Here is a 25,319-nt window from a genome sequence, read left to right as displayed (position 1 = left end):
TTTAGTTATTATTTGAAGGAGGCCAATTGAATACAATTTTGTATACAAATTCAATTTCCTACCGCCAGATAACCACTCGAATGCACCCAGGCGCACCGTCTTAATCCTGCAGGCTGAAGCTCAGCTGCGCGGTCTGCCCGCTCTCGTCCAGCACGCTTAGCTGGTAGCGCCCGGCGCGCACAAAGGCGTGATTGAACAGCGCGTCAGTGCTGGTTTCGGCAATCGGCTGGCCGTCGACAAACCACCAACGCCGCCCGCTGCCGCCCAGTGCGGACAGGCGCAAACGCAGTGCCTCGCGACTGCCGGCCGGGCGCCGCAAATGATCACCGTCACGCACGCCGACAATCGACAGCGGCGCGGCAACCAGCACATGCCGCGGCGGGCACTGCGGATCAACCGCCGGCAGGCGCGCACTGCGCCGCTCACGGCGCGGCAACCAGGGTTCCAGCGGCGCCGGCCACAACGCCAGGCTGTGTGCCGTGGCCCCCGGGCAACTAGCATCAACGCGTAGCCCGGCGGCATTCACCCAGAGGCTTTCCTGCAGCCCCAAACCCAGTGGCTGATCCTGCGCCGGCAAGGTCGGCGGCGTGGTGCCATCGAGGGTCCAGGCAAAACGCTGACGTCGGCAGTTGGGGTCGCGGCTGTCCAGCGGCTGGCCCAACGGCCAGCAGATCGCCGCCACGCCGACTTCGGCGGGCTGTGGGTCAATCGGCAAGGCAATGCCGCGCTGGCTGTCGCGGTTGACCAGCAGATCATGCACCTGCAGCAGCAGCGGCGCGGCCGAGGCCAAACCGAACTGCCCCGACACCGGAGTGCCGTCCGGTCGACCGATCCAGATGCCGATCAGGTAACGCGGCGCCACGCCAATCGCCCAGGCATCGCGAAAGCCATAACTGGTGCCGGTCTTCCAGGCGAGGGTCGGGCGCTGCACCAGCTGCGCGCGCGGGTCACGGTCCGGGCGCGCCTGACCGCTGAGAATGCGCCGCACGATCCACGCGGCACCAGGCGACAGCAAGCGCCGCTCATGTAGCCCATCCTGCGGCTGAAAGCGCAGACGCGCGGCCATGCCGCCACGGGCAAAGGCGCTGTAACCGCTGACCAGTTCCTCCAGGCGGCTGCCGGCCCCACCGAGAATCAGCGCCAGATTGGGCTCGGCCAATGGCGGCAGTAGCAGCGGCACGCCAGCACTGCGCAACTCGCCGGCAAAACGCTTCGGCCCGTAGGCTTCCAACAGCTGCACAGCAGGCAGATTCAAGGACGTGGCCAGCGCCTCGCTGGCGGACACTGCCCCGCTGAAACCGGCAGCAAAGTTGCCCGGGCGGTAATCGCCATAACGGCGCGGAACATCCTGCAGCAGTGATTCGGAATGGATCAGCCCTTCGTCCAGCGCCATGCCATAGAGAAAGGGTTTCAGGGTCGAACCGGGCGAGCGCACTGCGTTGATCATGTCGACATGGCCGAAGCGCTTGGCATCGCTAATATCCACCGAGCCCAGGTAGGCGCGCACCGCCATGCTCGGCTGTTCGACCACAAGAATCGCCGCCGAGGTGCGCTCTGGCAGCCGCGCCCGCCAGCCCAGCAGCAGATCTTCCAGGCGGCGCTGCAACGCTGCATCGATAGTCGTGCGAATCAGTGGCGGACTGCCCGCCGTATTCAGCCGTCGCGCCAGCAACGGGGCCAGGCGCGGTTCCTGACGCGGCGCCAGCAGCACGGGCTCTTCCAAAGCATCGTTGATCGCCGACTGCGGCCACACCTCGAAACTGGCCAAGCGCTTGAGCACTTTGTCGCGTGCCGCCTGCGCACGCTCAGGGTGACGATCCGGGCGCAAACGACTCGGCGCTTGCGGCAGCACCGCGAGCAGAGCGGCTTCGGCGCGGGTCAGCTGGCTCGGTGACTTACCCAGATACGCCCAACTGGCTGCCGCCACGCCTTGCAGCGTGCCGCCAAACGGCGCGCGGTTGAGGTAGAGAGTGAGAATCTCATCCTTGGACAGATGCCACTCCAACTGCAGCGTGCGCCACAACTGCTTGAGCTTGCCGCTGTAGCTGCGCGCATGCGGATCGAGCAGCCGCGCCACCTGCATCGACAGGGTGCTACCACCCGAGAGCACGCGCCCGCCGCTGAGGTTCTGCCAGGCCGCGCGGCCCAGCGCCAGCGGGTTGACCCCGGGGTGCTGATAGAACCAGCGGTCCTCGTAGGTCAGCAGCGCTTCCAGGTAATAGGGCGACACCTCAGTAGGGCTGACCGGATAACGCCAGACGCCATCACGGTCGGCAAAGCGCCACAGCGGCGCACCGTCTTCGGCCAGCACCACGCGGGCCAGATCATCACCTGGCAAGGGCAGCGGAAACAGCCGGTCAGCGGCTGCCAGAACCAGCAGCAGGCACAATGGAATAGCCAGCCAGGGACGGCGCAGCAGCGGCCACAGGCGGTTACGCCAAGCCAACCAATACAACTGTTTAACGCGGGTCATGCGCTGATCCATTCCTTGCATCGCGGGGCAGTAACCACAATTAACGGCCCAACCGGCCAACAGCGCTGCCATTCTGCCAAATGACTGGCACACTGGCGCGCAGTAGCAATCAACGCAGGGTCGAGTGGAACGAGAACTATGGGTGTAGAAGGTTTTTTTGAATCCCTTGGCGAGGCAGTCGGCTCGGTGATCCGCTTTATCGTCGAAGGTCTGAGCGGCTTTTTCGGCATGCTCGGCGGTGCAGTCAGCAGCTTTATCACTGGCATGTCCAAGGCCTTGGGGGTGACGCCATCATTACTCAGCATCGTGGTTCTAGTGGCAGGTCTGTGGCTGCTGTACCTGGCGGTACGCGCCTTTATCCGCCGCTCGATTATTGCCGGGGTGATCTGGCTGGTGCTGGGGTTGTGGTTGCTGAGCGGTCTGATCAGCTAAGAACCCGTCTACGATCTGCTGCGCGTCGGCCCTGCTGCGTTAAAAACAGGCTCGGAAGCCGCTTGCGGCTAACGCGCTTCAGCGCGACCCGAAGGGCGAGTGAAACGAGTAATGCTCATTTACAGCAGTAAACTCCGCTTCCTCGCCTGCTTTGACCAGCCGGAGGCTGTTACTAACGTAGCGCCTTGCATGACTCTAGCTCGCGAGATCGCAAACAGGTTCTAAGCACACCGGCTAAACAACAAGGCCCGCCAATTTGGCGGGCCTTGTGCGTTCTAGCGTTCCTTGACTACCAGACGCCCCGGCGTGGTACCCAGGGCCTGCCAGTTCGGTCGGTACATCGACTCCACTTGCGGTGGCGGCACACGGTAGCTGCCGGGGGTAACGGCGCGGGCCAGGTACAGCAGGTGGGTGGTGTCGTAGCCATTTACATCCAGCGCCGCGACATAGCGATCGCCACGGAACTCCTGGTGTTTGATCGCTGCGTTCTGCATCGATTCACGCCACTCTTTCACTGCACTGCTGGCATCGTCCAGGCTGGCCGAGCTTTGCGCCAGGTTCTGGTTTTCCAGCTCCAGGCCCGCCGGCAGCAGGTCAACCACCAGGGCATCCGGCACCCGCTGGTTGGCGGATACGGCCAGGTGCACCAGCACCAGCTCGCCGCTTTGCAGGTTGTTCAGATCCAGCGCCTGGCCATCCATGCCTAGATACTCGCGGTAGATGCTGAGGTTCTCGCCACCGGCCGCAGGGGCCTGACGTGGGTAGCCTGAGAGGGTCAACTGCTGATACAGCGGCGTATCGCCCGGCTTGCTCACTGCATTGCGGATAGTCAGCGGCGCAGCCAGATCACTGCCATCGAGCTTGAGGCCCGGCTGGGCATTGCTCAGCTCAAAGGCCAGGCTGCCGCTTTGCAGGGCCGCGCTCCAGCTCGGCTCAGGTTTGCTCAGCAGATTGCGGCCGGCCAGGTACAGCGAGTTGCGCTCCTGGGTCGACAGCCACTGCTGCCCGGCCACTTCATCGGCCAGGTTGAACAGTCGCTCTTCGCGGCGATTGCCGGCCAGGTCGTGCTCTTCCAGCAGAGCCAGAATCAGCGCCTGATCGCGCAGCGGGCTGCCGTAGTCGGCCAGCCAGTTATTGCTCTCACGACCACGGGCCAGGCCTGCGGTCAGCAGCTCATCGGCACGCGGCTGGTCGCCCATTTTCTGCAGGGCCACGGCCAGGTGCACCAGCGGCAAGCCGGACAACGCATCGCTGCGCCGCTCATACAGGCTGCGCAAGGCACCCAGCGGCGCCTGTTGGCTGCGCGCCAGCACGTAACCGGCGTAGGCCTGCACGGCAAAACGGCTGTGGTTGGCGTTGTCGCTGTAGTTGACCTCGATCAGATGACGTTCCTGCAGGTAGCGCAGCAAGCGTTCGTTGGCCTTTTTCAGCGCCTCTTCCGGTACACCGAAGCCTTGCTCACGGGCACGCAGGAGGAAGTCGCTGACATAGGCGGTCAGCCAATACTCCTCATCACTGTCCGCACCCCACAGACCGAAGCTGCCGTTATAGCGCTGCATGCTCAGCAGACGCTCGATGCCCAGCTCGATGGAGCGCTTGCGCTGCTCATCCGGCTCGGCTTCCACACCCAGGCGCTTCAGCGTTGCCGCATCGGCGTACAGCGACGGATACAGACCGCTGGTGGTCTGCTCCAGGCAGCCGTATGGATAGGCTTTAAGCGCACGGATCTGCTCGCCCAGGTTGAGCGGCGGACGGCTGGAAATCGCCAGACGCGCTTCCAGACCCGCCGTTTCAAAGGCGCTCAAGGCATCAGCAGGCAGCAGCCAGGCTTCATCTTTCAGCACGGCGCGGAAGTGCTTCAACTGCGCCGGGTAAGCCGGGCGAATGCCCAGGGTCCACTCACGGCTGAATGGCGGCAGATCCTCACCGGGCAGGGCCAGGCCATTAACGCTGACCTTGAAGCGCCCTTGCCCGTAACCGCCCAACGCGGTGACAGGAATACGCAGAATGGTGCGCTGACCATCCGCCAGGGTGATTGGCGCCACCGCCGCCCCCGGATTCTGCGCCAGACGCAGTTGGCCTTCGGCGCTCAGTTGCACATCCAGTTTCTGCTCGCGCCCGGACAGGTTGCTCAGGTCCAGGGCCAAAGTGGTTTCATCGCCCCCGGCGAGGAAGCGCGGCGCGGACAGCTCGGCAATCAGCGGCGCGGCGACCACCGTCTTGCCTTCGCCCATGCCGTAATGCTCATCCGTCCAGGCTTGCGCCATCAGGCGCAGCTCGCCGTTAAAGTCGGGGATATTCAGGCTGACTTCGCCTTCACCCTGCTCATTCAGCGCCAGCGGTTGGCTCTGCAGTGCGACGATCAGCACGCTGGTATCCGGGCGTTTGCCGCCACCGGCCAGCGCCGCGTCACCACCGAAAGCCAGATTGGCCACCCGGCCTTGCCCGGCTTCGATCAGTTGCCCGTAGATATCCAGCTGGTCCGCGCCATAGGCCTTACGGCCGAAGAAGTTGGCAAATGGATCGGGCGTGGCGTACTCAGTGATATTGAGGATGCCGACATCCACCGCGGCCACCAGTACCTGCGCCTGTTTCGGGATACTGCCGTCAGCATTGCGCGCCTGCACCTTGACCTTCAGCGGCTGATTGGGACGCATCTTTTCCGCAGCGGTGAGGGTCAGCGCCAGTTTGCGCGGCGCACGTTCCAGCGGCAGATTCAGCAGGCCGACAGCACGTTTAGGTGTGGCATTGCTCTTGCGCTCGCCCGGACGGATCACCAGGGCGCTGACATACAGGTCATGCCGCGCCCAGTCCTTGGCAATCGGGATGTCGAAGGTCTTGCCTTCGGCTGGCACCTCGATCTCTTCCCACCACAACGGCCCTTCGCTGGACTCCACCATCAGGTAACCCTTGCCCGCGGAAGGCGGGGTAACGGTGACCCGGGCGGTGTCGCCATCGACGTACGCCGGTTTATCCAGCGCCAGCTTGACCTGATCCGGGCGCACCGCGCCGCCGTCGGCGTTGTCCTGCCAGCGGTAGCCGGCCCAGAAGCGCATGCTGCTGAGCATGCCGGTCTGTGCATCGATAACTTCAACGCGGTACGGGCCCCACTCCACCGGGAAGCTGATCTTGGCGGTGCCACCGGCAGCGACCTTGAGGGTTTCCTCGTTGAGGGTAAGGAATTTCTCGGTGTAGTTATGGCTCCAGCCATCGCTTTCGGAGAAGTTCCAGAAGTAGTCACGGCGCTCACGAATCAGGCGCACGCTGAGCTGATCGGCTGCCAGCTTGTTGCCCTCGGCGTCGGCCACCAGCACTTCGAACTCGGCCAGGCTGTCGGCGTCCACTTCTTCGCCATCAAACAGCCCGCGCACCCCCGGCAGACGCTCAGCCGGCCACACCGGCTGGATAATCCGCCGGGTAATCGCCCGGCCGCCGGATTCCTGCAGGCTGGCTTGTAGGATCAGGCGCAGCGGCGACTTGGCATCGGCCCAGCGGCTTTCGATATCCAGACTGGCCTTGCCCTGCTCGTCGAGGCTGGTTTCATCCAGCTCGATGTCCTCGCTCAGCTCTTCTTCGGTAACCGAACCGAACTGATAGCCCGGCAGGCTGGCCACCGCCTCACGCAGCGGGCGTACATAGAGCTGGCCGCTAAGGCGATTACCGGCCGCCGGCGCGCCATACAGATAGCGCCCAGTGACCTCGAACTGGGCGTTTTCCGCTGGGGTATAGGGCTTTTCGCTGCCCTTGAGTTCCAGCGCCATACGTTCCGGCAGGAAGTCTTCCACGGAGAATTCATACAGCTGCTGACGGCCATCACCGAGGTCGAACAGCAGCTGCCAGCGCCCGGTCGGCGCTTCATCGGCCAGTTGCAGCTGGTACTGATACAAACCGGCGTCATCGGCCTGCCAGACGAATTTGCGGCTGACCTGCTCATCCGGCCGGCGCACTTCCACATTTACCGGCTGAGCCTTGACCGCGCGGCCATCGGCATCGCGCAGCAGGCCGTTGAGCAGCACCGTTTCGCCGGGGCGATAAAGATCACGCGGGCCAAATACAAAGAACTGCAACGGATGGGCGACGGGCCCAGCGATATCGAACTCGGCCAGGTCCAGCGCCGCGGTATTCAGACGCAACAGGCTGGTCTGTTCGCCCTGGTGGGCCAGCAGCACTTCGGCCTTGGGCGGCAGCGGCAGTTCGCCATGGCCGGCGCCATCGGTCTTGCCTTCGGCCAGCACCTGGCCTTCGGCATCAAGGATTTCCAGGCGTACATCGCCCAAGGCATCACCACCGGCCAGGGCCTGGGTGAAGACATCAATACGGTTCTGATAGCGCCGCGCGGACAAGCCGATATCACTCAGGGTGAACAGCGTCGCCGGCTGCGCGTAGTTGTAGCTGCCGGCTTCACGCATCACCGCCAGGTACACGCCGGGCTGCTTGAACGGCTCCAGGCCGGCAATCGGCAACAGCAGAGTTTCGCGAGTATTACGCGCGGGGTTCAGATCGAAGCGACCACCGTAAACCAGATCAGCCATCGGCAGCAGGCTGCGGGCTTCCCAGTTATCCAGATTACTCGACCGGCCCCAGCGGTTAAGAAAGGCCGGCAGCGATTCGGGCTTGATGCGGAAGAACTCGACATTGATCTTGTCGACGTTCAGCGCGATCACCGGCAGGCCTTCGGCGAGCCGAGTGGGCAGTAAGGAGCCGCGGCTGGCGAAGCCGACACTGGCTTGCAGATCGCGGGTTTCCAGGCGGGTGACCTGCTCGGCGGCGAGGCTCTTGCCATTCAGCCCGAGCAACCCAGCATCCACGGTCAGCACCAATTTGCGCTGCGGCTCCAGATGGCGCAGGCGCACCTCCATCAGGTTGTCGCTCAGCTCCCAGGCGCCATCGACCTTGCCGTCTTTGCTATCGACCAAGTGCAGGCGCTCGGCGAGCTTCTGCTCGGGGTCAAGCGGCACCGAGAAGCTGATCGAGAGCGTGCTGGCGCCCTCGAGCTGCACTTCCGAGACATCCACCACGGTCAGTTCGCGGCCGGCGTAACGCTCGGCCAGCGCTTTGCGGTCAACCGCCGGCTTGGCTGCCGGGCTAATCGCCGCAGTGGGTTGGGTCGCCGTTACTTCAGCGGGCCCTGAGGTGGATGAATCACAGGCGCTGAGCAGGCTCAGGACAAGTGCCAGAAGCAGTCCATTCTTCGGCATTGCGGGGCTCCAACAAGGGTGATTGCAGAGGCCTGACACTATAGTCGAGCCGCCTGCCGACAACTAAGTGTGCACTCGCAAAATTGCTTGGCAGCGCACGGCAGTCGATCAGTGTTTAATAGCCCGCCTGTGACACACGCCCACGCATTTTGTTGCAGCTATCCCCAAGCAAGTTTGAGAGTGCCTTTGATAACCGCCGTACGCGATGCCTGGCAGCACACGCCCACCCACCAACGGGTGTGGGCACTGGCTGCGCCGATGATCCTCTGCAACCTCTCGGTGCCGCTGGTGGCGCTGGTCGACAGCGCGGTGATCGGCCATCTGCCCCATGCCCACCAATTGGCCGCCGTGGCCGTGGGCGGCAGCCTGTACACCTTGCTGACCTGGGCGGTGGGTTTTCTGCGCATGGGCACCACCGGTTTCAGCGCCCAGGCGGCGGGGCGGGGTGATGGCGGCGCGCTGCGTCAGGTGCTATTGCAAGGTTTGCTGCTCGGCGCGCTACTCGCGGTGGTGCTAATTAGCCTGGCCATCCCTTTGAGCAGCGCCGCACTGAACCTAATGAACCCATCCGCGCAGCTTGATCAACTGGCGCGCAATTACCTGCACATTCGCCTGTTTGGTCTACCCGCCGCGCTGGCCACCTATGCCCTGGTTGGCTGGCTGCTGGGCACGCAGAATGCGCGCGGGCCGCTGGCCATTCTGCTGACCACCAACCTGCTGAATGTCGCCCTCGATCTGCTGTTTGTCCTCGGCTTGCACTGGGGCGTGGCCGGCGCGGCCTGGGCTTCAGTGATTGCCGAATGGAGCGGCGCCCTGCTGGGCCTGTACCTGGCCCGTCGCACTCTAGGTTCCTACGCCGGCACGCTAGACTGGACAGCGCTGCGCCGCTGGCTGAACTGGCGACCACTGCTGGCAGTAAACCGCGACATTTTTATCCGCACCCTGGCGCTGCAGGCCGTGTTCTTTCTGATCACTGTGCAAGGCACCCGCCTGGGCGATGCCACGGTGGCAGCCAACGCGCTGTTGCTCAATGGCCTGCTGCTCGCGGCGCATGCCCTTGATGGCTTGGCCCATGCGCTGGAGGCGCTGTGCGGGCATGCCTTGGGCGCCAGAGATCGCAATGCGCTAAAGCGTACGCTGATCGTCGCCGGCGGCTGGTCACTGCTCGCCAGCCTGGCATTTGCGCTGTTCTTTCTGCTGGGCGGGCACTGGTTTATCAGCCTGCAGACCAACATCGTGGAGGTGCGCGAGGCCGCGTTCGCCTACTTGCCGTACCTCGCCCTGCTGCCGCTGATCGCCGTTTGGAGTTACCTGCTCGACGGCCTGTTTATCGGTGCTACCCGCGCCCGCGAAATGCGCGACGCCATGCTCCTGGCGCTGCTGCTCAGCCTGCCGCTGGCCTGGGTTCTGCAACCGCTGGGTAACCAGGGGTTGTGGTTGGCCTTTCTCAGTTTTATGGCGCTGCGCAGCCTGTGCCTAGGGGGCTATGCTTACCGTCTGACACAGGCCGATCAATGGTTCGCCCCCACTCAACCAGGAGCCCCCCATGCTCAGCCCTGAAACACCCAGCGAGGAAGCGCTGCGCCAGCTCATCCTCGACGAGAACGATTTACTCGACACGCCTGCCGACCCTTACCTGGATACGCTGGTGCGGGTGGTGCGTGAGGTGTTCGCGGTCAAAACCGTGTTGGTCAGCCTGATCGACCACGACCGTCAGTGGTTCAAGTCGCGCATCGGTCTGGAGGCGGACCAAACCCCACGCGCGATCTCGTTCTGCGGCCACGCCATTCTCGGCACCCAGCCGTTTATCGTCGAAGACACCCACAGCGACCCGCGCTTTGACGACAACCCGCTGGTGGTCAACAACCCGCATATCCGCTTTTATGCCGGGCAACCGTTGTTCTCCAAGGAAGGCCTAGCACTGGGCACCCTGTGCCTGATCGACCCGGCGCCGCATCAGCTCACCGATAAACAACAATCCTTATTTAGCGACATGGCCACACTGGTGGAGGGGTATCTGAAGCTGCGCAACGACAGTGAGCAGACCGCACAATTGCGCGCCGCACTGAGCCGTGAACAGCGCAAAGCCATGCTCGACCCGCTGACCCAGCTGTGGAACCGCGCCGGGCTTAATCACTTTTTGCCCAAGCAACAGCAGCAGGCTGACGAGCTGGGCCTGCAACTGGGCGTACTGTTCTGCGACCTGGATTATTTCAAGAAGGTCAACGACAGCCACGGCCACGCTGCTGGCGACAAGGTGCTGTGGGAAACTGCGCGGCGTATCAGCGCTGCCGTGCGCCCGCAGGATGTGGTGACGCGCAGCGGGGGTGAGGAGTTCGTGGTGGTGCTGCAGGTGCATGACCAGCATGAACTGCTGCAGATTGCCGAACGCATCCGCACCGCCATGAGCAACAAGCCGCTGGATATCGATGGCCTGCACATCAACCTGACCATCAGCATCGGCGCCACCCTGCGTTCGGCCCAGGAAGCCACAGGCCAAACCTTGAATCGCGCTGACCGGGCGCTTTACCAGGCCAAAGGTAACGGCCGCAACCGGGTCGAGTTCGACAGCTAACCCCCACGTGAAAGGACGCCAGCATGGGCCAAGCGATTGCCGCCTACCTGCATTACTTGTCGATCTTCCTGCTATTCGCCCTGCTCAGTATCGAGCATGTGCAATTCAAACTGCCGCTGGACCTGCGCCGCGCGCGCAGCCTGATCATCACCGACATCGCCTATGGCGTTTGCGCCGGCGTGGTGCTGTTCACCGGCCTGGCGCGGGTGCTATGGCACGGCAAGGGCCTGGACCACTACCTGGGCAACAGCCTGTTTCACGCCAAAGTCGGCCTGTTTATTCTGGTTGGGCTGATTTCTGTGGTGCCAACCTTTGTCTTCCTCAACTGGCGCAACAGCCTCAAGGCCGGTGAAGTGCCGCAGGTCAGTGCGCGTCAGGCTCGCTTGGTGACTACCGTGATTCGTCTGGAACTGTTCCTGCTGCTGGCTATCCCATTACTGGCGGCGCTGATGGCGCGCGGTTATGGCGTGATCGGCTGACTGCTGCTAATTGCGCAACCGTCTTGCGGGAGGGGCTTCAGCCGCGATAGTCGTGGGCTGCCAAAGCGCCCCACGGGTTCAGATACCGCCCGCTGATTTGCCCGCACGGCCCGGCTCTGCTAGTGTCGCGCCGGTTCCACTTCCCCGATCCGCCCCGAGAAATTCGCCATGGCCGCCCGCAAAAAAGCCGCGCTCGACTTCGAGCAATCCCTGACCGATCTGCAAAACCTGGTCGAACGTCTGGAAAACGGCGAGCTGTCGCTGGAAGACTCGCTGACGGCCTTCGAACAGGGCGTACGCCTGACCCGCGATTGCCAGGCCGCCCTGGCCCAGGCTGAGCAAAAAGTGCAAATCCTGATGGAGCGCGACGGCGCTCTGGAGGAAGCCCCCTTCGACGCGGACCAACCGGCATGATCGCGGCTTACCAGAGCAGCTGCCAGAGCCGCGTTGATGCCGCTCTCGACAGCCTTCTGCACAGCCCACGCCCCGAGCTGGAACGCCTCTACGCGGCCATGCGCTACAGCCTGTTCAATGGCGGCAAACGTGTACGCCCATTGCTCGCCTATGCGGCTTGCGAAGCCCTGGGCGGCGCCCCGCAGCGCGCCAATGCGGCGGCCTGCGCGGTGGAGCTGATCCACGCCTATTCCCTGGTGCATGACGACTTGCCGGCCATGGACGATGACGACCTGCGCCGTGGCCAGCCGACCACCCACAAAGCCTTTGACGAAGCCTGCGCGATTCTCGCCGGCGATGGCCTGCAAAGCCTGGCCTTTGAAGTGCTCGCCGACGCCACGCACAACCCGCATGACGCCGATCTGCGCCTGGCCATGCTCAACGCCCTGGCCCGCGCCGCCGGCCCAGCTGGCATGGTCGGCGGTCAGGCCATCGACCTCGGTTCGGTGGGTAAGAACCTCGACCAGAACGCCCTAGAAACCATGCACCGGCACAAGACCGGCGCATTGATCGAAGCCAGCGTGCAACTCGGTGCATTGGCCAGCGGCCAGGCTGACGACCACGCGCTAAAAGCCCTGCACACTTACGCCCGCGCCATCGGCCTGGCGTTCCAGGTGCAGGACGACATCCTCGACGTGGAAAGCGACACCGCTACCTTGGGCAAAACCCAAGGCAAGGACCAGGCCCACGACAAACCGACCTACCCCGCTCTGCTCGGCCTAGACGCCGCCAAGGCCTACGCCATGGAACTGCGCGACCAAGCCCTGCATGCCCTGCGCCCATTCGATCAGGCCGCCGAGCCGCTGCGCGAGCTGGCACGCTATATCGTCGAACGCCGCAGCTAAACCGCGCCGCACACCGTTGTGGGAATCGCTTTAGCGGCGGGCGGTGCCGCTGCTGCCGCGGCGACGCCTGCATGGATGCAGCCCATAGCCTGGACGAAATCCGGGACAATCGGCCTTAGGAATAGCCCTCCCGGATGGCAGCCGGGCTACACACGTGCGGCAACCATCACCCAGACAAATACCCCGACTTACGCCCACTAGGCCTTGGTTTACCTCGCCCATAGAGCGCTTAAGATGGCTGCAGGATAAAAATTCTGGAGCCACCATGCCCGCTACCATTGCGCCCTTCGCCGCTCTGCTGATCGCCAACCGTGGCGAAATCGCCATCCGTATCGCCCGCGCCGCCAGTGAGCTGGGTATCCGCTCGGTGGCGGTGTACGCCGAGGACGATGGCGCCTCGCTGCATGTGCGCCAGGCCGATAGCGCGGTGGCGCTGAAGGGGCGCGGCGTGCCGGCCTATCTGGATATGGATCAGCTGATTGCCATCGCCCAGGATCAGGGCTGCGATGCCGTCCACCCCGGCTACGGCTTTCTCGCCGAAAACGCCGAGTTCGCCCGCCGCTGTCAGGCCGCCGGGCTGTGTTTTGTCGGTCCCAGTGCTGAGGTGTTGCAGCTGTTTGGCGACAAGGCCGCCGCCCGCGAACTGGCCGAGCGCTGCGATGTGCCGCTGGTGGCCGGGATCAATCGGCCGATCCGTCTGGATGAAGCCCATGGTTTTCTCGCCGAGCACGGCGCAGTCATGCTCAAAGCCCTGGCCGGCGGCGGTGGGCGTGGCATGCGCCCGGTATTTAGCGCCGCCGCGCTGGACGAGGCCTTTGCCCGCTGCCAGTCCGAGGCCTACAGCGCCTTCGGCAATAACGCGCTGTATATCGAACAACTGGTGCGCAGCGCCCGGCATATCGAGATTCAGGTATTGGGCGACAGCACGGGCGCGATCAGCCATCTATGGGAGCGCGACTGCAGCCTGCAGCGTCGTCAGCAGAAACTGGTGGAAATCGCCCCCAGTCCAGACCTGCCGTCCGCCACCCGTGAACGCATGATCGCCGCTGCGCTCAAGCTGGCCGGCGCAGCGCAGTACCAGGGCGTGGGTACCTTTGAGTTTCTGCTGGATGCCGAGCGGCCCGAGCGCTTTTACTTTATGGAGGCCAACCCGCGCATTCAGGTCGAACACACCGTCACCGAACAGGTCGCCGGCGTCGACCTGCTGCACACCCAGCTCAAGCTCGCCGCCGGCCACACCCTGGCCAACCTAGGCCTGCTGCAACCGCCGCCGCTCAATGGCTGCGCGGTGCAACTGCGGATCAATCTGGAAAGCATGGGCGCAGATGGCAGCACCCGCCCGGCCGCCGGCACCCTAACGGCCTACCAACCACCCAGCGGCCCCGGCCTGCGCGTGGATGGCTACGGTTACGCCGGCTATTCGGTCAGCCCCAGCTATGACTCGCTGCTGGCCAAACTGATTGCCCATGCACCGGATTACCCCAGCGCCCTGCGCCGCGCCTACCGCGCACTGTGCGAATTCCGCTTAGAGGGCGTGGCTAGCAACCTGCACCTGCTGCAAAACCTGCTGCGTCTACCCCAGGTGGCGAGTTACCAGTTGACCACGCGTTTTGTCGAAAGCCAGCTAAGTGAACTCTTGGCAGCGCAAACCCAGGCCCACCCGCATCACTTCTTTACCGGTACGCAGGCGACCAGCCAAAGCGCCGAGCAGATACCGGATGCGCCGCCAGGCTGCCTGCCACTGCTGACCCACAGCACCGGCGTGGTGGTCAGCCTGGCAGTGGCCGAAGGCGTTGCGGTGGCCGTCGGCCAGAGCATCGCCGTGCTGGAGGCGATGAAAATGGAGTTTGTGATCAGCGCCAGCCACAGCGGCATCGTCCGTCAACTGGCCGTGCAGGTCGGCAGCGCACTCAATGCAGGCCAGCCGCTGCTGTTTATCGAACCCGCCGAGGTCGACGCCGCCGCCAGTCAGAACGAACACAGCCTGGACCTCGATCATATCCGCGCGGACCTGGCCGAAGCACTCGAACGTCACGCCGTGACCCGCGACGAGCGCCGCCCTCAGGCCGTGGCCAAACGGCGCAAAACTGGTCAGCGCACGGTGCGTGAGAACCTGGCGGACCTGCTCGATGACGGCAGTTTCAACGAATACGGCGCGCTCGCCCTCGCCGCGCAACGGCGTCGCCGCTCACTGGAAGAGCTAATCGAACAGAGCCCGGCCGATGGCCTGGTGGCCGGCACCGGCACAATTAACGCTGCGGCGTTCGGTAGCCAGGCCGCGCGCTGCATGGCCATCGCCTACGACTACACGGTATTCGCCGGCACCCAGGGCGTGATGAACCACAAAAAGACCGACCGCATGCTCGGCCTCGCCGCGCAGTGGCGCTTGCCGCTGGTGCTATTTGCCGAAGGTGGCGGCGGCCGACCGGGCGATACCGATTTTGTCGGTGTGGCCGGGCTGGATTGCCACACCTTTGTCGGTATGGCGCGGCTCTCCGGGCTGGTGCCAACCGTCGGGATCGTCTCCGGCCGCTGCTTTGCCGGCAACGCCGCGCTGCTCGGCTGCTGCGATGTGATTATCGCCACCAACAACGCGACCATCGGCATGGCCGGCCCGGCGATGATCGAAGGCGGTGGGCTGGGCAGCTTTACCCCCGAGCAGGTCGGCCCAGTCAATGTGCAAGGGCCTAATGGCGTAATCGATGTGTTGGTGAGCGATGAAGCCGAGGCCGTGCGCGTGGCCAAGCAGTACCTGAGCTACTTCCAGGGCGCGCTCAGCGAGTGGAACTGCGCGGATCAGCGCGAGCTGCGCCACTTAATCCCAGAAAACCGCCTGCGCGTGTATGACATCCGCCAGGTGATCGCCACCCTCGCCGACACGGATTCGATGCTGGAACTGCGCCGCCAGTTCGCGCCTGGCTTGATCACCACCTTTATCCGCATCGAAGGCAAACCGTTCGGCTTGCTCGCCAATAACCCCGCGCACCTCGGCGGGGCCATCGATGCGGTGGCCGGCGACAAGGCTGCGCGCTTTATGCAACTGTGCGACGCCTTTGATATTCCGCTGCTGTCGCTGTGCGACACCCCTGGCTTTATGGTCGGCCCGCAGGCGGAGCAACAGGCCACGGTGCGCCATGTCTCGCGCATGTTTGTCGCGGCCGCCAGCCTGACGGTGCCGTTCTTTACCGTGGTGCTGCGCAAGGGTTACGGCCTCGGCGCCCAGGCCATGGCCGCCGGTAGCTTCCACTCGCCGCTGTTTACCATCGCCTGGCCCAGCGCCGAGTTTGGCGCCATGGGCTTGGAAGGTGCGGTGCGCCTGGGTTTTGCCAAGGAGCTGGCCGCCGGGGAAGAGCCCGCCGCGCGCCAGCAGCTGTTCGACAAGCTGGTGGCCAAGGCTTACCAGAATGGCAAGGGCATCAATATGGCCAGCTTTCTCGAGATTGATGCCGTGATCGACCCGCTGGAAACCCGCGCCTGGCTGCTACGCGGGCTGAATGCCACACCCAGGCCGGCAGCGCGTGAAGGTAAAAAGCGCTCAATCGATACCTGGTAGCCCAGTGGTCGTCGCGCGGGTGCACGCGGGGCCACATTGAATGAGACTTTCCGGATTAGATCCGGGCTACAGGTGCGCTGAGCCGAAGCATGTTTGGGCAGTTTCCGGCGCTTCGGGTAAACTGCCGCATCTTTTGCTCCCATAACGATCTGCCCGATGCCGACGACCTTCCACGAGATTCCCCGTGAGCGCCCGCTGACGCCACTTCTAGACCGCGCCAATACGCCGGATGAACTGCGTCGCCTGGGCGAAACCGAGCTGGAAACCCTGGCCGACGAACTGCGCCAGTACCTGCTGTATACGGTCGGGCAGACCGGCGGGCACTTCGGCGCAGGCCTCGGCGTGATTGAGCTGACCGTCGCGCTGCACTACGTCTTCGACACCCCGGATGATCGCCTGGTGTGGGATGTCGGCCATCAGGCTTACCCCCATAAGATTCTCACCGGTCGCCGCGAGCAAATGGGCAGCCTGCGCCAAAAAGATGGTATCGCCGCCTTCCCCCGCCGCAGCGAGAGCGAGTACGACACCTTTGGCGTCGGCCACTCCAGCACCAGCATCAGTGCAGCACTGGGCATGGCCATTGCGGCGCGTATGCAGGGCAGCAAGCGCAAATCGGTGGCAGTGATCGGCGACGGCGCGCTGACAGCCGGCATGGCCTTTGAGGCGCTCAATCACGCCAGTGACGTCAAAGCCAATATGCTGGTGGTGCTCAACGACAACGACATGTCGATCTCAAAAAATGTCGGCGGTCTGTCCACCTACCTGGCGAAGATCCTCTCCAGCCGCACCTATGCCAACATGCGTGAAGGCAGTAAAAAAGTGCTGTCCAAGCTGCCCGGTGCCTGGGAAATTGCACGTAAAACTGAAGAACATGCCAAGGGCATGCTGGTCTCCGGCACTCTATTTGAGGAGCTCGGCTGGAACTACATCGGCCCAATCGACGGCCATGACCTGCCCAGCCTGCTTGCCACCCTGCGCAATATGCGTGACCTCGAGGGCCCGCAGTTCCTGCACGTCGTCACCAAAAAGGGTAAGGGCTTCGCCCCGGCCGAGGCCGACCCGATTGGCTATCACGCGATCACCAAGCTGGAGCCCATCAACGCGCCGCCCGTGGCCAAGCAGCCAAGCGGCCCGAAATACTCCAGCGTCTTCGGCCAATGGCTGTGCGACATGGCCGCGCAAGACCCGCGCCTGGTCGGTATTACCCCGGCGATGAAAGAAGGCTCGGACCTGGTGGCCTTTAGCGAACGTTACCCCGAGCGCTATTTCGATGTGGCCATCGCCGAGCAGCACGCCGTGACCCTGGCCGCCGGCATGGCCTGTGATGGGGTTAAGCCGGTGGTGGCGATTTATTCGACTTTCCTCCAGCGCGCCTATGACCAGCTGATCCACGATGTAGCCGTGCAGCACCTTGACGTGCTGTTCGCCATCGACCGCGCCGGCTTGGTTGGCGAAGACGGCCCGACCCACGCCGGCAGCTTTGATATTTCCTACCTGCGCTGCATCCCCGGCATGTTGGTAATGACGCCGAGTGACGAAAACGAACTGCGCCGTATGCTCACCACCGGCCACCTCTACAATGGCCCGGCCGCCGTGCGCTACCCGCGCGGCACAGGCCCCAATGCTGCCATCGAGCCTGGCCTGGAGCCGCTGGAAATTGGCCAAGGCATCCGCCGCCGCCAGGGCCAGACAGTTGCCCTGCTGGTGTTCGGCGTACAACTGAGCGAAGCGCTCAAGGTCGGCGAAGCGCTCAACGCCACCGTGGTCGACATGCGTTTCGTCAAACCGCTGGATGAAGCTCTGGTACGTGAACTGGCCGCCAGCCACGACTTGCTGGTCAGCATCGAAGAGAACAGCGTGATGGGCGGCGCCGGCAGTGCGGTCAGCGAGTTCCTCGCCCGCGAGAACATCCTCAAACCGCTGCTGCACCTGGGCCTGCCTGATTATTACGTTGAGCACGCCAAGCCCACGCAGATGCTCGCTGAATGCGGGCTGGACGCCGCCGGTATCGAAGCGGCCATACGCGCCCGGCTCGCCACTCGCCCTGCATGAGTACCGCTCATCCAGCGCTGAACATCGCTTGCTTGTAGTTCATCCCCCCGCGCATTAAGGTGCGCGGCGTTTTACTTCCGCCAAGGTGCGCCTCTTTATCCGTAAAGCGGCGTTAAACGGGAAGCCGGTGCGCTCATTAAGAGCCATCCCGGCGCTGCCCCCGCAACGGTAATCGACCGCAGAGTCAATCTGCATGCAACCTCTGAAAGCCACTGGCGTAAGCCGGGAAGGCGAGGCTGCACATGTCGAGAGCCCGGAGACCGGCCTTAGCGGATGTGACTGGTGCTGCGGAGGGCATCACCGTCAAGCTCAGGCTGCCCTTGCGTGCGCCCGTTCTTGCACCTGCCCTCCTCAAAAGTCTTCCGACCTTTTGAGGATTGTTTAAATGAAATTGTCCCGTCTTGCTCTGGCTTTGGCACTTACGCCGAGTTTTGCCTCGGCTGCCACTGATACCAGCAGCTATGAATTACCGCCGCTGGTGATCACCCGCGCCACTCCATTGCAAACCCCTGCCCCCGCTAGCGTGCGAGTAATTGATCGTGAAAAAATCGAGGCAAGCGCAGCCAGCTCGCTGGTCGACGTTTTGCGTGGTGAGGCTGGATTGCAAGTACGCGACGTGATCGGAGATGGCAGCCGAGCCACTTTCAGCCTGCGCGGTTTTGGTGAAAACGCGGTGAATAACACCCTAATCCTTGTCGACGGTCGGCGCCTAAATCAGCCCGCACTCGCTGGAGCAGACTTGAGCAGCGTACCGCTGAGCAATATCGAGCGAATTGAAATTATCCGTGGCGCGGGCAGCGTGCTGTATGGCGACCAGGCCGTGGGCGGAGTTATCAACATCATCACTCGCCAACCCAAAGCCAGCGAAGCCTATATTGAGACCAGCCGCGGCAGCCATGACCTAGAAGCCCTCCGCGGCCATCTATCGCAGGTATTAGGCGGTGGTTTCTCCACCTTTCTCAGTGGTGAGTCGCGCACCGCCGACAATTACCGCGACCATAACAACGCCAGCTACAGTAACGCTTTCGCCCGCTTGCGCTATGACCACGACAGCGGCCATGCCCTCTACGAATACCAGACGGTAGACGATGAGTTGCTCTACCCCGGCAGCATCAACAAAAGCCAGCGCCACGTCGACCGTAAGCAAAGCACCTCAAGCGACTGGTTTGACAGCAAGACCCAGCTGCACCGTATCGCACTGCAACAGCAGCTACACGATAACCTTAACGCCAACCTCGATTACAGCCATAGCGATCAGGATGGCGTTGGCTCATCCTGGGGCAGCCGCTACCGCCAGGCTACTCGGGTGGGAAGCATTAGCCCACGCTTCTCAGGGCACCTCGACAGCGTCCTCGGCCGCAGTGAGTGGCTGCTGGGCCATGACCATATCAATAACGACTATGAAAATAGCCTGACCAGCACCGAGTTCCGCCAAACCCAACGCGATTGGTACGGCCAGTGGGTACAGCCGCTGAGCAGCAGCCTCAGCCTCAGTGCAGGCTACCGTGAGAGCCAAGCCGAAGATCGCAAGCGCGGCTCGGGCAAGTCGCATACCGATAACCAGGGCAGCAGTAGCCTTGGCCTCAGCTGGCAGGCGGCCGAGCACACGCGCTTGTTTATCAAGCGTGAAGACGTTCTGCGCTGGGCCAACGTCGATGAAAACGGCTATGTACTCCCGGGCATCGATTACCTCAAGCCGCAGACCGGTTTGTCCTGGGAAGCCGGAGCCGAATGGCAAGACAGCAGGCAGCGCTATCAGGCCAGCCTGTATCGCCTCGATCTGGAAGACGAGCTGATGTACGACTCTCAGGCCAATGCAGGCCAGGGGGCCAACATCAACTTGGACAAGACCCGCCGCCAAGGCCTATTGCTGGAAGCCGAACGCCAGCTAAGCGAACGTCTGAGCATCGGCGGGCAGTACAGTTTCACCGACTCGGAATACCTGCAGGGCAACTTCAAGGGCAACGAAGTGCCTTGGGTCTCCCGCCATAGCGCCAGCGCTAACCTCAGCTACAAACTGCTGCCTGGTGTAACCAGCTATGTCGAGGCGGTCTATACCGGCGCCCGTTATCTGTCGAGTGATGATGGACATACCCTGCCCCGCGAGGGTGGCTATACCCTTATTAACGCGGCGTTGAGCTGGGACTATCAGCAGTTCAGCAGCAAACTGCGGGTCAATAATCTTACAGGCAAGCAGTACGATAGCCACGCTGGCTGGAGCATCTGGAGTGGTTCGTACCACTACCCGGCTCCAGAAGAACAGGTACAACTAAGCGTCGGCTATCGCTTCTAACCACGCAGCACCTACAAGAAGGCCGCCTATTGGGCGGCCTTCTTGCTTTCACGACTCACTCGGCCGCTGCCAACTGCTCACACAGTTTCTCCATCGCCCCCAACATCTGAAAACTGGGCCGCTCCAGGCCGTCATCGGGCACCTGCCACAACTGCCCACGCTCAACCGCCTTCATCCCCAGCCAAACGCGCCAGGCATCCAGTTGCGCCTGGCTGCCGGCCAAAATCACCTCGGGGTTGCGCTGCAGCACCGCCTCGACACTCACTTGCGGAGCCGGCAGGCTGAGGTCGGCAAAGACATTCTCGGCGCCACACACACGCAGGGCATCGCTAATAATCTGCTGGCCGCCGAGGGTATACAGCGGCACATCCCAGACCTGATAGAACAGGCGCAACGGGTGTTGCCGCTGGTAGCGCTGACTCAGGCGCTGCAGGCCCTGGTTGAACTGCTGTTGCAAACGCTTTCCCTGCTCTGCACGCCCCACACGCGTACCGATCTCGGCAAACTGCCCGGCCAGATCAGCCAGCTTGCGGGGCTCGACAAGCATTATCGGGATGCCAAGGCGCTGTAATTGTTGGCGCTGGCCGCTGCTGATGCTGTCCGGCCAGAGCAGTACCAGGTCGGGCTGCAGGCTGAGCAGGCTCTCCAGTTCCAGGCGGCCAAAATGACCGACCGAAGGCAGATGCTGCACGGCCGCCGGGCGCTCCCCAGCATCAAGCAGGCCCACCAACAGGTCGCCAGCCTCCAGTTCAAGCATGATTTCGGTGAGGGACGGCGCTAGAGTCACCACGCGCTCGGCAGCGGCTGCGGGCCAGACCAGCAGCGCCAGCAGGGCCACCGCGAGGGCGCGCATCAGCCGAGTTGGCGAGGGATGCGGTAGAGGTACAGCAACACGATGCTGGAAATCGCCAGCAGAATCAGCGGAATCGCTTCCAAGCCGGCAAATACCGCTACAGCAGCAATCCAAGCCGGCGCCGCCGCGCCGAGAAACGCCAGGCGACGCACGCGCGCCAGTTCTAGCCAGGCATCGTGCTCATCGGCGGTATCGAGGGTTTTTTCAGTGGCGACCAATGCGCGCTTGTAGCGGCTGAACAGTGGCAGGCTGACAAACATCGAGGCCAGGCCGGCGATAAACAGCGGCATTGTCAGCAAGCCTGTTTGGCGCTCGGCACCAAACAGCAGATTGAGCACAAACAGCGGCAACAGGGTCACGGCCAACTGCCGCCACCACTCCAGCATCAGCCGCCGGCGCACTTCACTGCGGGTCATAGGCTTTCCTCAACCTCACCCTGGTGCAGGCTGCCGAGCATGTGCCCGAGCTTGCCAGCCTTGGTCGCGAGGTACTTTTTGTTGTGCGGGTTATGGTCGATCTGCAGCGGCACACGGGTCGCCACATTGATGCCCATGTCACCCAATGCTTTAACTTTGCGCGGGTTGTTGGTCATCAATTTGAGTTGGCTGATACCTAAGTGATCAAGCATCGGCAGGCAGATGGCGTAGTCGCGCTGGTCGGCGCCGAAGCCCAAACGCTCGTTGGCCTCGACGGTATCCGCACCGCCGTCTTGCAGCTCATAGGCGCGGATTTTGTTCAGCAGGCCAATGCCACGGCCTTCCTGGCGCAGATAAAGCAGAACGCCACGGCCTTCTTGGGCAATGGCGCGCAACGCAGCTTCCAGCTGGAAGCCGCAGTCGCAACGCAGGCTGAAGAGTGCGTCGCCGGTCAGGCATTCAGAGTGCAAACGCCCGAGTACGGGCGCGCCATCGGCAACGTCACCAAACGTCAGGGCAACATGTTCCTTGCCGGTGGCCTCTTCGAGAAAGCCATGCATGGTGAAGGTGCCAAAGGGCGTGGGCAACTGGGAGGCGGCGACAAACACGACAGACACCGGATACTCCTAAAGGAAATGGGCAGGAAATAATAAGGCTGGCATTGTAACAGCAGGCCCTTACAGCCGCTTAGCCTGAATTACTGATGATAGCGATCGAGCAGCTTAGAATCTGTTTCCGATGATGCGAGCCAGAGTAGTGCACACCTATTTTTAGCGCAGCAGACTGTAAACGGGGTTTAGTACTTGGACTCCAGCACCAGCACATCCTGCTCGACCTTCCAGCCAACCCGGCTGAGGAAACTCATGCCGAGCAGAGCTTCGCGCGGCGAGCCGCCTTCTAGAATCACAGCCTCAACGCCCAGCACTTCCAGCTCACCGACCTTGACCCGGTCCAACGTCACCCGCCAACCGCGAGCAGTGCCGCTGGCAGTACTGACCTGCAACGACGTACCGACAACGCGATAGTCGATACCTAACCGCCGGGCATGCTCATCATTCAAGGCCACGGAGGTGGCGCCGGTATCCACCAGAAACTGGATGGACTGACTGTTCACCGAGCCCGCCACCCAGTAATGCCCACCGATGCCCTTGGCCACGCTGAGCTGCTTTTTTTGTGCCTCGGCAAAGCCGTCGCTGTATTCGCGAGCGAGGCTGTAGCTGCGTTCAACACCGTCAACGCGCAACACTGCGCCGCGGCTGTCGGCACTCACCACCACCACGCCGCCCGGGCCAACCTGGCCGACTTTGACCAGTTTTCGCTGCCCTTCAACGTTCAGCACCGCAGCGCCTGGAAACAGGCCTACAACGCGCACTTGAGTGGCCGCCAGCGCATGGGTGGCGCACAACAACAGGCCCAATGCGATCAGGTTAAACACACGCATGCTCGGTCTCGCAGTCATCAGTCAAAAGGATAAGGCTGCTGCCAACGTTTGAAGATTGGTCGCAGACTGCCATTCGCCACCAGCTCATCCATGCGCCGGTCAAACAATTCGGCCAGAACGCGCCCCCGTGCGTTGTCCGCAAAGCCCAGATAAAGGGGCAAGTTGGTCAACAGCGTTATACGGTAGCGCGATGGTTCAGCGGCGCTATTGAGAACATCATTGACCTCGCCGAGGGCATCAAGATAGAAGTCGGCATGCCCCTGGTCCAGCATGCCGACAATACCGTTGCGGCGAATTATTTCGCGGTACTGGTGCAAATTTGGCAGATAGCGCTGGTATTCATAACCACGCATCCAGGCCAGCCGAAACGAGCCCAAATTCTCCAACGTAGGCACAGGTGTATGCTTCAACCCCAAGGCAACAATTTGGTCGAAGTCATAACTCCAGCGCGGGTAAAACACCCGGTAGCTGACTTCGTTAAGGTAGGAGCCGACCCAGGCATCGGCTTCGCCACGCTGAACCAGGCCAATGGAGCGAGTGTAGGGCACGCTCTGGATATCCAGCTGCACGCCGGCAGGCTCGAATACAGCACGGAAAATATCCCAGGCCATGCCGCTGCCATCCGCCTCGGTGTGCCCCGGCCAGGTTTCGGCGGCGATGCGCACCTGCGTCGGCTCAGCGGCACTGGCCCACGGACTGACAGCGCATATTAACGCCCACAACACCCAGCTCCTGCAGCGCCTCATTGCCTCTCCTCGCTACCAGCCCAGCGCGGCGGCCAGGCCATTACCCCAACCCCAGACAATTAGTTGCAGGGCCATCCAGGCGAACACCCCTGCCAATACATCATCCAGCATGATGCCAACACCGCCATGCACATGCCGATCAATCCAGCGAATCGGCCAGGGCTTGAGGATGTCGAACACACGAAACAGTACGAAGCCTAGCAGCAGCCAGCCCCAGCCGTCGGGGACCAGCCACAGGGTGATCCACATGCCGACCATTTCGTCCCAGACGATGCCCTCGTGGTCGTGCACACGCAAGTCATCGGCGACCTTACCGCACAGCCAGAAGCCGAACAGCATGGTGACGCCGAGCATCAACCAGTAGCCCCAATCAGGAAGCAGCTGCAGCAACGGAATAAACGGCAACGCGACCAGCGAGCCCCAGGTGCCAGGGGCTTTCGGCAAGGTGCCGGAGCCAAACCCGAAGGCCAGGAAATGCCAGGGATTGCGCCACACCGACGGAGGCACGAACTCGGCGGGAACTTGCTTGGGATGATCAGTCACGGGCACTTCCAAAATGTTGATAGCCGCCATGAGGCAGCAGAACAGGCTGACCTTGTGGGTCCAGCAGGGTAACACCTTGACCGGTCGCAACTCGGCCGATCACCTGCACCGGCAAACCCGCCTGCTGTAACGCCGGCAAATAGTCAGCCGGCAACGTAAACGCCAGCCGGTAATCATCGCCGCCCGTTAAACCACATTGCAGCGCGGTCGCCTCGCCGGCAAAAGCCCGCAAGGCGTCGGACAGCGGCACCTGCGCCTGCTCGATAATTAGCGCCACACCAGAGGCGGCCGCGATATGGCCACAATCGGCCAGCAACCCATCGGAGATATCCAGTGCGGCAGTGGCCTTGCCGCGCAGGGCCAGGCCCAGCTCAAGCTGCGGCATGGGCGACCAGTAGCGGGCCAGCAGCACAGCGGCCACAGCGGGTTCTGTTTGGCGCTGCCCGAGCACCAGGGGCAAGGCACCGGCAGCATCCCCCAGCTCACCACCAACGCACAGCAGGTCGCCGACTTGCGCGCCTTTGCGGGTCAGCGCCATCCCTGCCGGTACGCGACCGAAGACAGTCAGGGTCAGGCTCAGGGGGCCACGGGTAGTATCGCCGCCGATCAGGCGAATCGCGCACGATTGCGCCATGTGATCCAGACCCTGGGCAAACGCCTGCAGCCAATCCGGCTCAGCGCCTGGCAGGGTCAACGCGAGGGTAAAGCCGACAGGCGTCGCGCCCATCGCGGCAAGATCGCTGACCGAAACACCCAGCGCACGTTGGCCGAGCAGGAACGGATCAGGCGATTCCGGAAAATGCACCCCGGCAACCAGGGTATCGGTGGAGATTGCCAGCTGTTCTCCAGCCGGCACTTGCAACAGGGCGCAGTCGTCGCCAATGCCCAATGCCACCCCTTCGCCCGCCTGCGCGCAAGACGCAGCGGCGAAGTAGTGACGGATTAGCTCGAACTCACCCAACGCGGG

18 protein-coding genes and 1 riboswitch are annotated in these 25,319 nt (G+C 62.9%); of the genes, 9 read left to right on the top strand and 9 right to left on the bottom strand.

Annotated features, from left to right (window positions below):
• Window positions 1-100 precede the first annotated feature (100 nt).
• Window positions 101-2,473, bottom strand: coding sequence for a peptidoglycan glycosyltransferase PbpC (gene pbpC, locus AC0J6G_RS00545; protein WP_475250478.1), 2,373 nt, complete (start codon window positions 2,471-2,473; stop codon window positions 101-103).
• Window positions 2,474-2,611: 138 nt separating this feature from the next.
• Here pbpC and AC0J6G_RS00540 point away from each other — a divergent pair, with 138 nt between their 5' ends.
• Entirely contained in the window at window positions 2,612-2,905 is a 294-nt protein-coding gene (locus tag AC0J6G_RS00540; RefSeq protein WP_339525789.1) for a hypothetical protein, read from the top strand.
• Between the two features lie 275 nt (window positions 2,906-3,180).
• Here the strand turns inward: AC0J6G_RS00540 and AC0J6G_RS00535 are convergent, their stop codons facing one another.
• Window positions 3,181-8,103 (bottom strand): alpha-2-macroglobulin family protein, encoded by a 4,923-nt coding sequence (locus tag AC0J6G_RS00535; RefSeq protein ID WP_475250477.1) that lies wholly within the window; start codon window positions 8,101-8,103, stop codon window positions 3,181-3,183.
• Between the two features lie 189 nt (window positions 8,104-8,292).
• Between AC0J6G_RS00535 and AC0J6G_RS00530 the strand changes: the two genes are divergently transcribed.
• The 8 genes from AC0J6G_RS00530 to AC0J6G_RS00495 all read left to right on the top strand — a co-directional run bounded on the left by AC0J6G_RS00530 (window position 8,293) and on the right by AC0J6G_RS00495 (window position 20,353).
• Window positions 8,293-9,663 carry an MATE family efflux transporter gene (locus tag AC0J6G_RS00530; protein ID WP_475253534.1) on the top strand — a complete coding sequence of 457 codons (1,371 nt, stop codon included), beginning with the start codon at window positions 8,293-8,295 and terminating at the stop codon, window positions 9,661-9,663.
• Window positions 9,650-10,678 carry a sensor domain-containing diguanylate cyclase gene (locus AC0J6G_RS00525; protein ID WP_475250476.1) on the top strand — a complete coding sequence of 343 codons (1,029 nt, stop codon included), beginning with the start codon at window positions 9,650-9,652 and terminating at the stop codon, window positions 10,676-10,678. The genes AC0J6G_RS00530 and AC0J6G_RS00525 overlap by 14 nt, the downstream gene beginning before the upstream one ends.
• Window positions 10,679-10,701: 23 nt before the next feature.
• On the top strand, window positions 10,702-11,157 hold the full coding sequence (locus AC0J6G_RS00520; RefSeq protein ID WP_475250475.1) for a DUF2214 family protein: 456 nt from the start codon (window positions 10,702-10,704) through the stop codon (window positions 11,155-11,157).
• A gap of 168 nt (window positions 11,158-11,325) precedes the next feature.
• Complete coding sequence (locus AC0J6G_RS00515) at window positions 11,326-11,571, top strand: exodeoxyribonuclease VII small subunit (RefSeq protein WP_475250474.1); 246 nt, start codon at window positions 11,326-11,328, stop codon at window positions 11,569-11,571.
• Window positions 11,568-12,455 carry a (2E,6E)-farnesyl diphosphate synthase gene (gene ispA / locus AC0J6G_RS00510; RefSeq protein WP_475250473.1) on the top strand — a complete coding sequence of 296 codons (888 nt, stop codon included), beginning with the start codon at window positions 11,568-11,570 and terminating at the stop codon, window positions 12,453-12,455. Before AC0J6G_RS00515 ends, ispA begins: the two co-directional genes overlap by 4 nt.
• Before the next feature lie 265 nt (window positions 12,456-12,720).
• Window positions 12,721-16,008 carry a carboxyl transferase domain-containing protein gene (locus AC0J6G_RS00505; RefSeq protein ID WP_475250472.1) on the top strand — a complete coding sequence of 1,096 codons (3,288 nt, stop codon included), beginning with the start codon at window positions 12,721-12,723 and terminating at the stop codon, window positions 16,006-16,008.
• Between the two features lie 156 nt (window positions 16,009-16,164).
• Window positions 16,165-18,060 carry a 1-deoxy-D-xylulose-5-phosphate synthase gene (dxs, locus tag AC0J6G_RS00500; protein ID WP_475250471.1) on the top strand — a complete coding sequence of 632 codons (1,896 nt, stop codon included), beginning with the start codon at window positions 16,165-16,167 and terminating at the stop codon, window positions 18,058-18,060.
• 66 nt (window positions 18,061-18,126) lie between these two features.
• Window positions 18,127-18,343, top strand: a riboswitch (cobalamin riboswitch).
• 102 nt (window positions 18,344-18,445) lie between these two features.
• A complete protein-coding gene (locus tag AC0J6G_RS00495; RefSeq protein WP_475250470.1) occupies window positions 18,446-20,353 on the top strand; it encodes a TonB-dependent receptor in 1,908 nt (635 codons plus the stop codon).
• A gap of 55 nt (window positions 20,354-20,408) precedes the next feature.
• Here the strand turns inward: AC0J6G_RS00495 and AC0J6G_RS00490 are convergent, their stop codons facing one another.
• From AC0J6G_RS00490 to thiL, 7 genes are all read right to left on the bottom strand, one after another.
• On the bottom strand, window positions 20,409-21,206 hold the full coding sequence (locus AC0J6G_RS00490; RefSeq protein WP_475250469.1) for a cobalamin-binding protein: 798 nt from the start codon (window positions 21,204-21,206) through the stop codon (window positions 20,409-20,411).
• On the bottom strand, window positions 21,206-21,622 hold the full coding sequence (locus AC0J6G_RS00485) for an MFS transporter (RefSeq protein WP_475250468.1): 417 nt from the start codon (window positions 21,620-21,622) through the stop codon (window positions 21,206-21,208). Before AC0J6G_RS00485 ends, AC0J6G_RS00490 begins: the two co-directional genes overlap by 1 nt.
• Entirely contained in the window at window positions 21,619-22,239 is a 621-nt protein-coding gene (gene ribA, locus AC0J6G_RS00480; RefSeq protein ID WP_475250467.1) for a GTP cyclohydrolase II, read from the bottom strand. The genes AC0J6G_RS00485 and ribA overlap by 4 nt, the downstream gene beginning before the upstream one ends.
• A gap of 179 nt (window positions 22,240-22,418) precedes the next feature.
• Window positions 22,419-23,063 (bottom strand): retropepsin-like aspartic protease family protein, encoded by a 645-nt coding sequence (locus AC0J6G_RS00475; RefSeq protein WP_475250466.1) that lies wholly within the window; start codon window positions 23,061-23,063, stop codon window positions 22,419-22,421.
• 17 nt (window positions 23,064-23,080) lie between these two features.
• Entirely contained in the window at window positions 23,081-23,809 is a 729-nt protein-coding gene (locus AC0J6G_RS00470; RefSeq protein ID WP_475250465.1) for a substrate-binding periplasmic protein, read from the bottom strand.
• A 12-nt stretch (window positions 23,810-23,821) separates the two neighbouring features.
• Window positions 23,822-24,352, bottom strand: coding sequence for a phosphatidylglycerophosphatase A family protein (locus AC0J6G_RS00465; RefSeq protein ID WP_475250464.1), 531 nt, complete (start codon window positions 24,350-24,352; stop codon window positions 23,822-23,824).
• Window positions 24,345-25,313, bottom strand: a complete 969-nt coding sequence (thiL, locus tag AC0J6G_RS00460; protein ID WP_475253532.1) for a thiamine-phosphate kinase — start codon at window positions 25,311-25,313, stop codon at window positions 24,345-24,347. The genes AC0J6G_RS00465 and thiL overlap by 8 nt, the downstream gene beginning before the upstream one ends.
• Window positions 25,314-25,319: the final 6 nt, after the last annotated feature.

Source organism: Pseudomonas sp. TS_SC_3 (genome assembly GCF_056156225.1).
Note: the sequence above shows the minus strand (reverse complement) of the source record. Positions and strands in the feature narration are given on the sequence as shown.